Origin of the sequence: Curtobacterium sp. Leaf154 (genome assembly GCF_001424595.1) — a bacterium.
In the GTDB taxonomy this organism is placed as follows: Bacteria; Actinomycetota; Actinomycetes; order Actinomycetales; family Microbacteriaceae; genus Curtobacterium; species Curtobacterium poinsettiae.
Map to the genome: position 1 here is coordinate 172,999 of NZ_LMOS01000005.1, position 13,568 is coordinate 186,566.

Here is a 13,568-nt window from a genome sequence, read left to right on the forward strand (position 1 = left end):
TCGTTGTGCCGACGGGATCGTCGGCGGGAAAAGCGAAGGAGGGGCGGGCACTCGGCCCGCCCCTCCAGCTGCAGTCGTTCGAACGACTACGCGTTGACGATGTTGATGACCTTGCGGCCACCCTTGGTGCCGAACTCGACCGAACCGGACGAGAGGGCGAACAGCGTGTCGTCGCCACCACGGCCGACGTTGGCGCCGGGGTGGAAGTGGGTGCCGCGCTGGCGGACGATGATCTCGCCGGCGTTGACGACCTCGCCACCGAAGCGCTTCACGCCGAGGCGCTGTGCGTTCGAGTCACGACCGTTGCGAGTGGAACTCGCACCCTTCTTGTGTGCCATGAGTTGACTCCCTTACGCGATCTTGGTGATCTTGACGCGGGTCAGCTCAGCGCGGAAACCCTGGCGCTTCTTGTACCCGGTCTTGTTCTTGAACTTCTGGATGATGACCTTGGGACCACGGAGGTCGTCGAGCACCTCGGCGGTGACGGTCACGTTCGCGAGCTCGGAAGCCGCCGACGTGATCTTGTCACCGTCCACGAGGAGCACGGGGGCGAGGTCGATGTTGCCCTTGTCGTCCGCCTTGGCACGGTCGATGGTCAGGATGGTGCCGACCTCGACCTTCTCCTGACGGCCGCCGGCGCGCACTACTGCGTAAACCACGTGGAAATCCTTACGTAACTCTGCTTGAGGGAAGTCTCGGGTGCCCACTTCTGCACGAGCGGCTCCCGGAAGGCCGGGCCCGATCGGCGACGCAGGCAGAACGGCCCGCTGACACCAGGGACCGAGAATACTCGATCACCCTGGGTCCGGTCAAACGGCGACACCCGTACGATTGCACGGTGACCGTGTTGATCGACCCACCGACGTGGCCCGCCCACGACACACTGTGGTCGCACCTCGTCAGTGATGAATCCTACGCGGAACTCCACGCGTTCGCTGCGCGGGCCGGCGTGCCGCCCCGCGCGTTCGACCACGACCACTACGACGTCCCGCTCTCGCGGTACGACGAACTGGTGGCCGCCGGCGCCTCGGCCGTCACCGGTCGCGAGCTCGTGCTGCGGTTGATCCGCAGTGGGCTGCGCGTGGCGCAGCGGGACAAGCGCGGCCTCTGAGCGCCCGCCAGGAGGCGCGGTGCGGGTCTGCCCGGCCCGCACCTCGCACGGTGCGCAGCCGGCTCACAAGGCCCGCGAGCGGGCTCAGCGGGGCGCTGGGCCGCCCCAGGGGTTCGCCGGGGGCTGCTGCTGGTCGGAGCGCGGTCCGGCGCCGTACTGCCCGCCGTACTGGCCGTGCGGGTCGGGCTGGACGCGTCCCTGCCCGTAGGGTGCGGGCGGCTGCTGCTGTGGCTGCTGCTGGATCGTCGACGGTGGGACCGCGTCGGCGGGTCGGACGGTGCCCGGCCTGCCCGGGGTCGTCGACGAGCCAGGGCCGCGGCGCGGGCGACCGAGCCAGAGCCAGGCGGCCGTGGCGGTCGCCAGGAGCATCACGGTGAACGGCAGCCCGTTCTGCAGCGGACGCGTGAGCACGTCGATGACGAGCTTGGAGCCGCCGGCGGTGGCCGCGCCGAAGGACCCGGTGAAGACGCCGACCAGCATCAGGGCCACCGTGCCCGCGGCGCCGGCGAGCACGACGCGGAGCAGGAGCCTCGGCAGCGGGCTGCGGCGGTCGATCGGCGTCAGGAAGGCCAGGGCCAGGAACGCCCCGGCGTAGTACGGGAACGGCGCCACGAACACACTGGTCGTGAAGCTGCCGAGCAGGCTCGTCCCCGCGCCGTAGTGCTGGAACGGGCTGACCACGAGCGAGGTGCCGAGCAGACCGAAGAGCCCGGACACGAACTCGACGAGCACCAGGGCGACGACCGCGATGAGCGCCCCGGCCGTGTTCGTCACCGAGGCACCGGGCGCGAAGGCCCGCCGCGGGTCGGCGGGAGCACGGGGCGGTCGCGGCGGGGCGTACGGCGCACCCGCACCGGGCTGGCGGCCGTACCGCGGCACACCACCCTGCTGCGGCGGCACCGGACCACGCGGCTGCTGCCCACCCGGCTGCTGACCACCCGGGCCGGGCGGTGCGGGCTGAGACCAGCCCGCACCGTAGTACCCACGCTGCTGCTGCGGGTCGCCCGGGTTCGTCACGTCAGCTCCCCAGGATCACAGCGCCGTCGGAGCCGTCGGCGTCGTCGACCGGCTCCTCCGTCGGCGTGGCCGGCGCACTGATGCTCGGCGACGAGACCCGGCGGGAACGCGAGCGCCCCTGTCCGGGCTGCTTCGGCTCAGGGAGGGCCTGGAGCACCGAGTCGAGCAGGGACTCGGCGTCCGGGGCGACCGCGCGGGGCTCGCGCTTGGGCGCTGCGGCGATCGGGATGTCCAGGATCGCCACCGAGTTGTCGGTCGGGGTCACCGTGGCACTCGAGCTCACGCGACGACGGGCCGGGGCCTTCGCCTTCGGTGCGCTCGCGACCTCGGGCTCGGTGACGTTCGGCGCGGCGGCCTTCGGGGCGCTGCCCTTCGTCGCACTGGCCTTCGGCGCGCGCGCCTCGGGTTCGACGACGGGCTCGGCGGCGGGCGCCTCCGGCGCCTCGGTGGCCTCGGGGGCCTCCGGGGTCTCCGGGGTCTCCGGGGCGGCAGCGGTCTGCTGGTCTCCCCCGCGCCCACCACGGCCCCGACGACGGCGCTTCGAACCGGTGGGCTGCTCGCCGCCCGCACTGTCCGTGCTGGTCGATGCGTCCGCCGAGGACGGCGCCTCGGCTTCGGTCGCGGCGGCCGCGGCCTCCTGCTCGTCGTGCGACAGGGTCGAGGCGGCGATCCGGGACAGCGCGTTCTTCACGTCGTCGGTGATCTGGTGCGCCTGGCTCGACCCACCGTTCGACGAGGACCCCGACGAACCGGAGTTCCCGGTGCCGTTGCCGCCGTTGCCGGAGCGGCCGTTCTCGTTGCCGTTCCCGCCACGACCCTTGCGACGGCCCTTGCTCGGACCCGGGTCGGCGTTGTTGTCGTTGATCTTGGCGTTGACCTCGTCGAGCGACTCGCGCAGACCGACACCGATCTTCTTGCGGGTCATCTGCACCAGGCCGAGCGAGGTGATCTCGGCGACCTGGTGCTTCGTGCGGTCGCGGCTCAGGCACTCGACCAGACGGCGGAGCACGAGGTCGCGGTTCTCCTCGAGCACCATGTCGATGAAGTCGACGACGATGATGCCGCCGATGTCACGCAGGCGCAGCTGCCGGACGATCTCCTCGGCGGCCTCGAGGTTGTTCTTCGTGACCGTCTCTTCGAGGTTGCCGCCGGAACCGACGAACTTGCCGGTGTTGACGTCGACGACCGTCATCGCCTCGGTGCGGTCGATGACGAGCGAACCACCGGAGGGCAGCCAGACCTTGCGGTCGAGCGCCTTGTCGATCTGCTCGTTGAGGCGGAACTCCTCGAAGGAGTCGGGGCCGTCGTAGCGGACGACGCGGTCCTTCAGGTCCGGGGCGACGGCCGTCAGGTACTCGTCGATGGTGCCGCCGGCGGCCTCGCCGTCGATGATCAGCTTCGTGAAGTCCTCGTTGAAGACGTCGCGGACGATCTTGATGAGCAGGTCGGGCTCCGAGTGCAGCATCACCGGGGCCTGGCCACCGGCGACCTTCTTCTGGATGGCCTCCCACTGGCTGGTCAGGCGCTGCACGTCGCGGGTGAGCTGCTCCTCGGTGGCTCCCTCGGCAGCGGTGCGCACGATGACGCCCGCGTGCTCCGGCAGGACCTCCTTCAGGATCTTCTTCAGACGGGCACGCTCGGTGTCCGGCAGCTTGCGCGAGATCCCGTTCATCGAGCCGTTCGGCACGTAGACCAGGTAGCGACCGGGCAGCGAGACCTGGCTGGTCAGACGGGCGCCCTTGTGGCCGACCGGGTCCTTCGTGACCTGCACCAGGACCTTGTCGCCCGGCTTGAGGGCTGCCTCGATGCGGCGACCGTGGCTGGTGTCGACCGAGTTCCAGTCGACCTCGCCGGCGTAGAGCACGGCGTTCCGGCCGCGGCCGATGTCGACGAACGCGGCCTCCATCGAGGGCAGGACGTTCTGCACCTTGCCGAGGTAGACGTTGCCGATGAGCGACACGTTCTCGGACTTGGTGATGTAATGCTCGGCGAGGATGCCGTCCTCGAGCACGCCGATCTCGATCGTCGACGAGCTGGAGCGGACGATCATCTGGCGGTCGACGCTCTCCCGGCGCGCGAGGAACTCGTCCTCGCTGACCACCTGGCGGCGGCGTCCGGCGTCGCGACCGTCGCGACGACGCTGCTTCTTCGCCTCGAGACGGGTCGAACCCTTGATGCGCTGCGGCTCGGTGATGAGCTCCGGCTCGCGACGGCGCGGCTCCTGGTGGTCGCGCGGCTCGCGGGCCTCGCGGTCGGCGCTCGAGCCACGGCGACGCGAGCGACGGCGGGAACCGCCCTGGTCGTCGCGGTCGTCACGGTCGCGGTCGAAGCGGTCTTCGCGGTCGTAGCGGTCGTCCCCGTCGCGGTCGCGGTCACGATCGCGGTCGCGCTCGAACCGGGGCGCGCGCTGCGGCAGGTCCGGCAGCACCGGGGCGTGGAAGATCAGGCTGAGCGTGCTCGTGGCCTTCGGCACGAACGGCTCGTCGGCTGGTGCCGCGTCGTCGCTCGCCTCGGCCGTGGGCGCGGCCTCGGTCGGACGGGAGGCGCGGTCCGCGTCCGCCCCGTCGGTCACGGTGCCCGACTGGTCGCCCGTCACGACCGGCAGGTCACCGGTCAGCGTGCTCACGTCGTGCGGCTCGGCACCGCTGTCGGCGACGGCCTCGACCGCGACGGAGACCGCCCCGGTGTCGGTCGGCTCGACGGGCGACGCCGGCGATGCCGGGGAGTCGGGCGAGTCCGGCGAATCGGGAGAGTCCGGCGAGCCGGGCGACGCGACGCTGGCCGCGGGACGGGCGTCAGCGCCGCCCGTCAGCGCGAGCGTCTCGTCGGCGTGGGGTGCCTGATCGGCTACCCCACGGGCCTCCTGGCCGGACGACCGGGCGCGGCGACCGCCGAACAGGCGGCTCCGGCGCTTCGGCGCGTTCTCGTCGTTGGTCGTGTTGTCGTTGTTCTGCTCCACCATGGACTGGTGCACTCCTCGGCCCCACTCGCACCCTTTCGGGTGGCGGGAATTCTGTGTCGTGGCGGGCGGCGTCGACGCCCCCGCGCTCGCTGTCTCGTGACCGGTCCGCGTCAACTTCTCGTTGCGTCCGCGCCCGTTCCGGTCCGGGCACCCGGCCCGGGTCGGCTCGTCGTCGGAGTGACGCTGCCCGACCACAGTGCGCTCTCACCGCACCTGATCGTCCGAGGTCTGCCCGGTGGGGCGTCGCTCGGAAAGCTCTCTTCGGTGTGCGGTTGGCCGCACGACCTCCAGGCATTATCGCATGCCACACCCGGAAAGCACCGGAACCCGCGTGCGATGATGACCGCGTGACCGCGTCTGCACCTGCCCCCCGTCGTCCGATCGCGATGGCGGTCTTCCTGCTCGTCACCGGGCTCGTCGGCCTGTACGCAGCGTTCCGGCTCGTCCTCGACGAGTTCGCGAAGTACGAGAACCCCAAGGCCGTCCTGAGCTGTGACGTCAATCCGTTCATCAACTGCTCCGACGTGATGGCCAGCTGGCAGGGCCACCTGTTCGGGTTCCCGAACCCGCTGCTCGGCGTCATGGGGTTCGTCGCCCCGATCGCCGTCGCGGTGCTGATGCTGGCCGGGTTCCGGAACGGCTCGCGCTGGTTCTGGATCGCGTTCAACGCCGGCGTGTTCCTGGCGTGGGTGTTCGTGACCTGGCTGTTCACGCAGACCGTCTTCGTCATCGGCGCCCTGTGCCCGTGGTGCATGCTCGTCTGGTCGATGACGATCCCGATGTTCTGGGTCTTCACGATCTGGAACATGGCGCAGGGACGCTTCGGCGCCGGAGCACAGCGCGTCGGGCGCACGCTCCTGCCCTTCTGCTGGACGTTCCCGCTGGCCAACTACCTGGTCATCATCGTCACGATCATCATCATGTTCCCGGCGGTCCTGACCGTCTTCTGAGCCGTCCGGACTGCCCCTACGCTCGGGATCGATGAGCGAGCAGGAGACCAGCAGGGCGCGTCGGGACGCCGTACGGGAACGCGCGCGGGCGACACGGGCGAAGGAGCAGTCGCGCCGCCGTCGCCTCCGCACGCTGGGCATCAGCGGAGCCGTCATCGGTGGGCTCGCGGTCGTCGCGGTGGTCGTCGTCCTGGTGGCGGGATCGGTGCAGCCCGCGGGTCCCGGCCCACGCAACGCGGCGAGCGACGGTGTCCTGCTGACCGGTGTGCACGGCAGGATCGTGCCCGTCGAGACGCGCGCGGTCCCCGCCGGCGGGACGCCGACACCGACCGACCAGGACGGCTCGAAGACCGCCATCGTGGTCTACGCGGACTACATGTGCCCGTACTGCAACCAGTTCGAGACGGCCCAGATGCCCCAGATCCGGCAGTGGGTCGAGGACGGGACCGCCACCCTCGAGCTGCACCCGCTCGGGCTGCTCGACCGGCTGTCGCTCGGCTCGCGGTACTCCACCCGCTCTGCGGCGGCTGCTGCCTGCGTCGCCGACCACGACCCGGACGCGTTCCTGGCCTACAACGCGTCGCTCTCCGGGCACCAGCCGTCCGAGAACACCCGCGGGCTGACCAACGACGAGTTGGCGTCCCTCGCCCGCGGAGCCGGGGCGAGGGCCCCCGAGGTCGCCTCGTGCATCACCGGGCAGCGCTTCGCCGGGTGGGTCGCCGACGCCACGAACCGGGCGGTGCAGGACCCGGTGCCGAACTCGACGCTCGACGGGATCACGAGCACGCCCACGATCCTCGTCGACGGCGAGCAGTACGACCCGGACGGCTCGACGTCCCTCGCTGACCCCGAGGCGTTCGCGTCGTTCGTCCGGCGGCACGACCGCGCGTCCTAGCCCGAGGAGCAACGTGGAACGGCCCCCGCTTCCCATCGGGAGCGGGGGCCGTTCGTCGTGCCGAGGTGTTACTTCGCCGCGGCGTCGATCGCGGTGATGACCGTGCTCAGGTCGTCGAGGCGCTTGCCGTCGACCACGACCGTCGGCGTGCCGAACCCCTGCGGACCCGCGAGTGCCTCGTTCGAGGTGACGGCCTGCGTCGACTTCGTCACCCAGCCCTTGAACCGCTCGGTCGACAGGCACTGGGACAGGTCCGAACCCGTCGCGCCGCCCGCCTTGATGAGCTTCGCGATCTCGGAGTTGGTCAGGCCCTTCGTGCCCTCGGCCGGCTGGTTGTCGAAGAACTGCGTCTGCACGTCGAGGAACTTGTCCGGGTCGTAGTTCGCCACGCACATGGCGGCGTTCGCAGCACGGCTGGCGTACCGGGAACCCGGGTAGCTGCGGTCGAGGATCGACACCGGCTGGATCGCCAGCGTCGCGTCGCCCGATTTCACCTTGTCGAGGATCTGGTCGGCGTAGGCGCCCTCGAACTGCTTGCAGACGGGGCAGGCCCAGTCGACGTACTCGGTGACCGCGACGGCACCGTCACTGTTCGCCGTGGGGGCCGGCGATGCCGAACCCGTCGCGGCCACGGCCGGCGTGGTCACGGGGGTGACCTTGCCGTCCTTGCCGGTGAACTGGATGGCGCCGGTGGCCATGTTCTTCGGCCCGGCGGCGGACAGCACCGGTGCGTTGTTCACGTTCACCACGACGATGGTGATGATCGCGGCGATCGCCACGATTCCCAGGCCGATGCCGCCCTGCAGGAACCACTTGTTGCGGCGCTTGCGGCGCTTCTCGGCGTCGGCACGCTGGCGTGCGACCTCGCGCGCGTGCTGACGCCGCTCGTTCTTGGTGGGTCGGTCGTTGTTCGTCATGTCGTCCCCGCCGCTCAGGCGAACCAGAGCGCGAGCTCGCGCGCGGCCGACTCGGGGCTGTCCGAACCGTGGACCAGGTTCTGCTGCACCTTGAGGCCCCAGTCACGGCCCAGGTCACCACGGATGGTGCCGGGCGCAGCCGACGTGGGGTCGGTGGTGCCGGCGAGCGAGCGGAAGCCCGCGATCGCACCGTTGCCGGCGACGCGCACGGCGACGACCGGACCAGACTGCATGAACTCGACGAGCGGCTCGAAGAACGGCTTGCCCTGGTGCTCCTCGTAGTGTGCGTCGAGCAGGTCGCGCGGCGCCGTGAGCATCTTCAGGTCGACGAGCTCGTAGCCCTTCGCCTCGATCCGGCGGAGGATCTCACCGGTGAGCTGGCGGGCCACACCGTCGGGCTTGACGAGGACGAGGGTCTCTTCGAAGTCGGACACGCAGTACTCCCTGTGTTCGGGGTCGAATGTGGTGGTCAGTCCTCGCCCATGGCCGCTCGGCGCGCGGCGTTCTGACGGTCCAGCTGACCGCCCTTGACGAAGCAGAAGACCCACAGCGCCAGGAACACCACGGCGACCGCGAACATGAACGGTTCGATGAACCCGGTGGCGAGGATGGCCGCCTGCAGCAGCCACCCGAACCATACACCGGCCCGCTTGCCCGTCAGACGTGAGGCAGCTGCGAGGACGATGATCGCGCCGACGCCGCCGCCGAAGGCCGCTGCGGGCGGCAGCGTGCCCTTGCCGAACACGACGAGCATGGGGAAGAAGAACATGATCGCCTCGAGCACGAGCGTGATCGAGAGCAGGCTCTCCTGCGCTCCGCGTTCGCGGCGCGGCTTCCGGGTGCGCGGTGCGCGGCCCGGCCGGGAGGCCCCTGGTGCGTCCGTCACTTCGTCTCGCCTTCGCGGTGCACGAGGTCCATGACCGCGCCCACCATCACGATGGAGCCCGCGACGAGCACGAGGGCGTCCTCGGCGTCCGCCTCGTCGGCCAGGTCGCGTGCCTGCTGCAGGGCGGACGCCAGGGACGGCTCGACGACGACGCGGTCCGCGCCGATCTCGTCCACGACCACCTTGGCGAAGGCATCGGCGTCGAGCGCACGCTCCCCCGGCGGCTGCGTGACCACGAAGGTGGCGACGGTGTCCTTGAGCGCCCGGACGAACCCGCGGGCGTCCTTGTCGCCGAGGATCCCGACGACGCCGACGACGTGCTCCGACGGGAACGCGACCGGCAGTGCCTCGGCCAGGGCCTTCGCACCGTGCGGGTTGTGCGCGGCGTCGACGACGACGGTCGGGTCCGTGGCGATCGGCTGCAGTCGACCGGGGCTGGTCGTGCCGGCGATGCCCTCGGACAGGACGTCCTCGTCGAGGGCCTGGGCCCCACGGCCGAGGAACGACTCGACCGCCGCGATCGCCACGGCGGCGTTCTCGGCCTGGTGCCGGCCGAACAGCGGCAGGAACAGGTCGTCGTAGCGACCGGCGATGCCCTGCACGGTGATGAGCTGTCCGCCCACGGCCGGGGTGACGTCGACGACGCGGAACCCTCCCTGCAAGCTCGGACTGCCCGCCGCTCCGCGACGGTCAGTGACCGGCGCGAAGGGGCCCGTGCCCTCGACGGCCAGGGTGGACTCGGTGAGCTCGGCGGCGCGCTCGAGTTCGGCGAGGGCCTCGGGGACCTGCCGGCTCGACACCACGGCGGACGACGGCTTGACGATGCCCGACTTCGTGCGGGCGATCTCGGCGACGGTGGCGCCGAGCTGCTTCGCGTGGTCGATGGCGATCGGCGTGAACACCGACACCTGGCTCTGCACGACGTTGGTGGCGTCCCACTCGCCGCCCATGCCGACCTCGATCACGGCGACGTCCACCGGCGCCTCGGCGAAGCACGCCAGGGCGAGCACGGTGAGCGCCTCGAAGAAGGTCAGCGGGAGTTCGCCCTTGTCGGCGAGCTCCCGGTCGGTGATCTCGAGCACCGGGGCGATGTCGTCCCAGTTCGAGGTGAACCGGTCCGCTGCGATCGGCTGGCCGTCGATCACGATGCGCTCCCGGATGGACACCAGGTGCGGGCTCGTCGTCAGGCCGGTGCGCAGACCGTGGGCACGGACGATGCTCTCGATGGTGCGGCTGGTGGACGTCTTGCCGTTCGTCCCGGTCACGTGGATCACCGGGTACGCCAGGTGCGGGTCGCCGAGCAGCTCGACGGCACGCCGCGTCGCGGTCAGCCGTCGCTCGGGGGCCTGTTCACCGATCCGGGCGTACAGGGCGGCCTCGACACGGCGGACCTCGTCGTCGTCATCCCCGTAGGGCACGGCGTCGGCAGGGCCGTCACCGGCCGGGCCGACCGGGATCCGGATGCCGTCTTCGTCGCGGCCGTCGAACTCGTCGTGTCCGACGAACTCCTCGTTCGCCTCGTGGTCGTCGTACTGGTCGTCGTCGCTCATGCGCGTGCCACCTCCACGGAAACCTTCGCACCGTCACCGACGTCGGTGGTGGTGTCACTCGCCCCGAGGGGCACGATCTCGACGCTCGTCGCCAGGGTCTCACCGGCGATGAGCTCCTGGTGCGCGCGGACCGCGCCGTCGGCGGTGTCGTCCACCCGCAGGGTCAGGGCGATGCGGTCGCTGACGTCGAGGTCGGCGTCGCGGCGGGCCTGCTGGACGGCGCGGACGACGTCGCGGGCGAGCCCCTCGGCCTCGAGCTCGGGCGTGGTCACGGTGTCGAGCACCACGAAGCCACCCTCGTCGAGGAACGCCACGGCCACCGAGGTGTCGGCGACGGTGAGGTCGAGCGAGTACTCGCCCTCGATCAGGTCGATGCCGCCGACGGTCACGCCGGAGTCGGTGGCGGTCCAGTCGCCCTTCTTGGCGGCCGGGATGACCTGCTGCACCTGCTTGCCGATGCGGGGGCCGGCGACGCGGGCGTTCACGGTGAGCTTCCGCTCGATGCCGTACTGCGCCAGGGACTCCTCGGCCTGCGCCTCGAGCGCCACGCGCTTGACGTTGAGCTCGTCACGCAGGATGTCGGCGAACGGTTCGACCGCAGCCGGGTCCGGCACCACCAGGGTCAGCGTGGCGAGGGGCAGGCGGACGCGCTTGCCCGTGGCCTTGCGGAGCGCCAGGCCCTTCGAGGCGACGTCGCGCACGCGGTCCATCGCATCGACCAGGGCGTCGTCGGCGGGGAACTCGTCGGGGTCCGGGAAGTCCGTCAGGTGGACGCTGCGCCCGCCGGTCAGGCCCTTCCAGATCTCCTCGGTGACGAGCGGCGCGAGCGGGGCGGCGACCCGGGTCAGGGTCTCGAGGACGGTGTACAGCGTGTCGAACGCCGCACGGGTCTCGGCGCCGGCGGCCGCGTCGGCCCCGGTCCAGAACTTGTCGCGCGAGCGACGGACGTACCAGTTCGTGAGCACGTCGGCGAAGTCGCGGACGGCCTGGGCCGCCAGCGGGGTGTCGAGCGCATCGAGGTGCGCGGTGACGTCGGTGACGAGCACCCGGGTCTTCGCGAGCAGGTACCGGTCGAGCACGTCGGTGCTCGCGGTGCTCCGGGTGGCCTGGTAGCCCGACTCCCCGGAGGCGTTCGCGTACAGGGTGAAGAAGTAGTACGTCGACCACAGCGGCAGCATGAACTCGCGGACGCCCTGCCGGATCCCCTCTTCGGTGACGACGAGGTTGCCGCCGCGGATCACCGACGAGGACATCAGGAACCAGCGCATGGCGTCGGCGCCGTCGCGGTCGAAGACCTCGGAGACGTCCGGGTAGTTCCGGAGCGACTTCGACATCTTCTGGCCGTCCGAGCCGAGGACGATGCCGTGGCTGATGACGTTCTGGAAGGCGGGTCGGTCGAACAGCGCAGTGGAGAGCACGTGCATGACGTAGAACCAGCCGCGCGTCTGCCCGATGTACTCGACGATGAAGTCGGCCGGGTTGTGCGACTCGAACCACTCACGGTTCTCGAACGGGTAGTGCACCTGGGCGTACGGCATCGACCCGGAGTCGAACCACACGTCGAACACGTCGGTGATCCGGCGCATCGTCGAGGTGCCCGTGGGGTCGTCGGGGTTCGGCCGCGTCAGGTCGTCGATGAACGGGCGGTGCAGGTCGACTTCGCCCTCGGCGTTCACCGGCAGGCGACCGAAGTCGCGCTCGATGTCGGCGAGCGAGCCGTACACGTCGGTGCGCGGGTACTCGGGGTCGTCGGACTGCCACACCGGGATCGGCGTGCCGAAGTAGCGGTTGCGCGAGACCGACCAGTCGATGGCGTTGCCGACCCACTTGCCGAACTGGCCGTCCTTGACGTTGTCCGGCACCCAGTTGATGTCCTGGTTGAGCTGGCCCATGCGGTCGCGGAGCTCGGTGACGCGGACGAACCACGACGAGACGGCCTTGTAGATGAGGGGCTTCCGGCACCGCCAGCAGTGCGGGTAGCTGTGCTCGTAGGATGCCTGGCGGAGCAGTCGCCCGGCGTCGCGGACGGCCTTGGTCAGCGGCTTGTTCGCGTCCGACCAGAGCATGCCGGCGACCTCGCCGAACTGCGACGTGAAGACGCCGCCCTCGTCGAGGGACAGCACCACCGGGATGCCGGCGGCGGCGCAGACCTCCTGGTCGTCGGCACCGTAGGCCGGGGCCTGGTGCACGATGCCGGTGCCCTCACCGGTCTCGACGTACTCGGCGACCAGGATGCGCCACGCGTTCTCGTAGCCCTCGGCATCGGCCAGGTGGTCGAACAGCCGCTCGTACTCGACGCCGTCGAGCTCGGCGCCCGTCAGCGTGCGCGCGACGGCGGCGAGCGCCTCGTCACCCGAGGCGTAGCCGAGCTCCTTCGCGTGCGCGGCCACGGTGTCGGACGCGAGCAGGTAGGAGACGGAACCGGCGTCGGCACCGTCAGCCGCGCCTCCAGGCCCTGCCGGGACGACCGCGTACGCGATCTCCGGACCGACCGCCAGGGCGGCGTTCGTCGGGAGGGTCCAGGGGGTCGTCGTCCAGGCGAGCGCCCGCACACCGGTCAGGTCGAGCGCGGAAGCGCGGTCGCCGTGCAGCGGGAACGAGACGGTGACGGACTGGTCCTGGCGCATCTTGTAGACGTCGTCGTCCATGCGCAGCTCGTGGTTGGACAGCGGCGTCTGGTCGTTCCAGCAGTACGGCAGGACCCGGAAGCCCTCGTACGCCAGCCCCTTGTCCCAGAGCTGCTTCCACGCCCAGAGCACGCTCTCCATGAAGGTGACGTCGAGGGTCTTGTAGTCGTCCTCGAAGTCGACCCAGCGCGCCTGGCGGGTGACGTACTCCTGCCACTCGTCGGTGTACTGCAGCACCGACTTCTTGGCGGCGGCGTTGAAGACGTCGATGCCCATGGCGTCGATCTCGTGCTTCTCGGTGATGCCGAGCTGGCGCATCGCCTCGAGCTCGGCGGGCAGGCCGTGGGTGTCCCAGCCGAAGCGGCGGTGCACCTGCTTGCCGCGCATGGTCTGGTAGCGCGGGAAGACGTCCTTGGCGTACCCGGTCAGCAGGTGCCCGTAGTGCGGCAGGCCGTTGGCGAAGGGCGGGCCGTCGTAGAAGGTCCACTCCGGGCAGCCCTGGCGCGCGTCGATGGACGCCTGGAACGTGTCGTCGCGCTTCCAGAAGGCGAGGATGCCCCGCTCGACGGCGGGGAAGCTCGGCGAGGGGACGACGCCATCGGCATCGGCGTTCAACGGGTACGGCACCGGGACTCCTTGTGGGTTCGCTCGAT

The 13,568-nt window shown here is 70.6% G+C and carries 12 protein-coding genes; 3 read left to right on the plus strand and 9 right to left on the minus strand.

Features of this window, described 5'->3' with window-relative positions:
• Positions 1–86: 86 nt before the first annotated feature.
• Both rpmA and rplU read right to left on the minus strand, forming a co-directional pair.
• A complete protein-coding gene (gene rpmA / locus ASF75_RS11010; RefSeq protein ID WP_017885976.1) occupies positions 87–338 on the minus strand; it encodes a 50S ribosomal protein L27 in 252 nt (83 codons plus the stop codon).
• A gap of 12 nt (positions 339–350) precedes the next feature.
• Positions 351–659, minus strand: a complete 309-nt coding sequence (gene rplU, locus ASF75_RS11015) for a 50S ribosomal protein L21 (RefSeq protein WP_027464715.1) — start codon at positions 657–659, stop codon at positions 351–353.
• A gap of 179 nt (positions 660–838) precedes the next feature.
• Between rplU and ASF75_RS11020 the strand changes: the two genes are divergently transcribed.
• A complete protein-coding gene (locus tag ASF75_RS11020; RefSeq protein WP_017885978.1) occupies positions 839–1,111 on the plus strand; it encodes a DUF4031 domain-containing protein in 273 nt (90 codons plus the stop codon).
• Positions 1,112–1,195: 84 nt separating this feature from the next.
• Here the strand turns inward: ASF75_RS11020 and ASF75_RS11025 are convergent, their stop codons facing one another.
• Both ASF75_RS11025 and ASF75_RS11030 read right to left on the minus strand, forming a co-directional pair.
• On the minus strand, positions 1,196–2,128 hold the full coding sequence (locus ASF75_RS11025; RefSeq protein ID WP_056071356.1) for a hypothetical protein: 933 nt from the start codon (positions 2,126–2,128) through the stop codon (positions 1,196–1,198).
• Position 2,129: 1 nt separating this feature from the next.
• A complete protein-coding gene (locus ASF75_RS11030; RefSeq protein ID WP_056071359.1) occupies positions 2,130–5,090 on the minus strand; it encodes an Rne/Rng family ribonuclease in 2,961 nt (986 codons plus the stop codon).
• 347 nt (positions 5,091–5,437) lie between these two features.
• On the opposite strand from ASF75_RS11030, the gene ASF75_RS11035 reads away from it, so the two are divergent.
• Both ASF75_RS11035 and ASF75_RS11040 read left to right on the plus strand, forming a co-directional pair.
• A complete protein-coding gene (locus tag ASF75_RS11035) occupies positions 5,438–6,040 on the plus strand; it encodes a vitamin K epoxide reductase family protein (RefSeq protein WP_042538492.1) in 603 nt (200 codons plus the stop codon).
• 31 nt (positions 6,041–6,071) lie between these two features.
• Complete coding sequence (locus ASF75_RS11040) at positions 6,072–6,935, plus strand: DsbA family protein (protein ID WP_042538493.1); 864 nt, start codon at positions 6,072–6,074, stop codon at positions 6,933–6,935.
• Between the two features lie 68 nt (positions 6,936–7,003).
• Here ASF75_RS11040 and ASF75_RS11045 read toward each other — a convergent pair whose 3' ends face one another.
• Genes ASF75_RS11045 through ileS form a run of 5 tightly spaced genes read right to left on the minus strand, consistent with a single transcriptional unit; the run spans position 7,004 to position 13,542 of the window.
• Positions 7,004–7,852 (minus strand): DsbA family protein, encoded by an 849-nt coding sequence (locus ASF75_RS11045; protein ID WP_056071362.1) that lies wholly within the window; start codon positions 7,850–7,852, stop codon positions 7,004–7,006.
• A 14-nt stretch (positions 7,853–7,866) separates the two neighbouring features.
• Entirely contained in the window at positions 7,867–8,286 is a 420-nt protein-coding gene (ndk, locus tag ASF75_RS11050; RefSeq protein WP_017885984.1) for a nucleoside-diphosphate kinase, read from the minus strand.
• 35 nt (positions 8,287–8,321) lie between these two features.
• On the minus strand, positions 8,322–8,738 hold the full coding sequence (locus ASF75_RS11055; RefSeq protein WP_017885985.1) for a DUF4233 domain-containing protein: 417 nt from the start codon (positions 8,736–8,738) through the stop codon (positions 8,322–8,324).
• A complete protein-coding gene (locus tag ASF75_RS11060; RefSeq protein ID WP_200942691.1) occupies positions 8,735–10,288 on the minus strand; it encodes a bifunctional folylpolyglutamate synthase/dihydrofolate synthase in 1,554 nt (517 codons plus the stop codon). Before ASF75_RS11060 ends, ASF75_RS11055 begins: the two co-directional genes overlap by 4 nt.
• Complete coding sequence (ileS, locus tag ASF75_RS11065; RefSeq protein WP_056071365.1) at positions 10,285–13,542, minus strand: isoleucine--tRNA ligase; 3,258 nt, start codon at positions 13,540–13,542, stop codon at positions 10,285–10,287. Before ileS ends, ASF75_RS11060 begins: the two co-directional genes overlap by 4 nt.
• Positions 13,543–13,568 lie beyond the last annotated feature (26 nt).

What these genes read in the sequence shown, in the direction of transcription:
- rpmA (WP_017885976.1), bottom strand. Translation starts at nt 338, where the DNA reads ATGGCACACAAGAAGGGTGCGAGTTCCACTCGCAACGGTCGTGACTCG.
- ASF75_RS11030 (WP_056071359.1), bottom strand. Translation starts at nt 5,090, where the DNA reads ATGGTGGAGCAGAACAACGACAACACGACCAACGACGAGAACGCGCCG.
- ASF75_RS11040 (WP_042538493.1), top strand. Translation starts at nt 6,072, where the DNA reads ATGAGCGAGCAGGAGACCAGCAGGGCGCGTCGGGACGCCGTACGGGAA.
- ASF75_RS11045 (WP_056071362.1), bottom strand. Translation starts at nt 7,852, where the DNA reads ATGACGAACAACGACCGACCCACCAAGAACGAGCGGCGTCAGCACGCG.
- ASF75_RS11060 (WP_200942691.1), bottom strand. Translation starts at nt 10,288, where the DNA reads ATGAGCGACGACGACCAGTACGACGACCACGAGGCGAACGAGGAGTTC.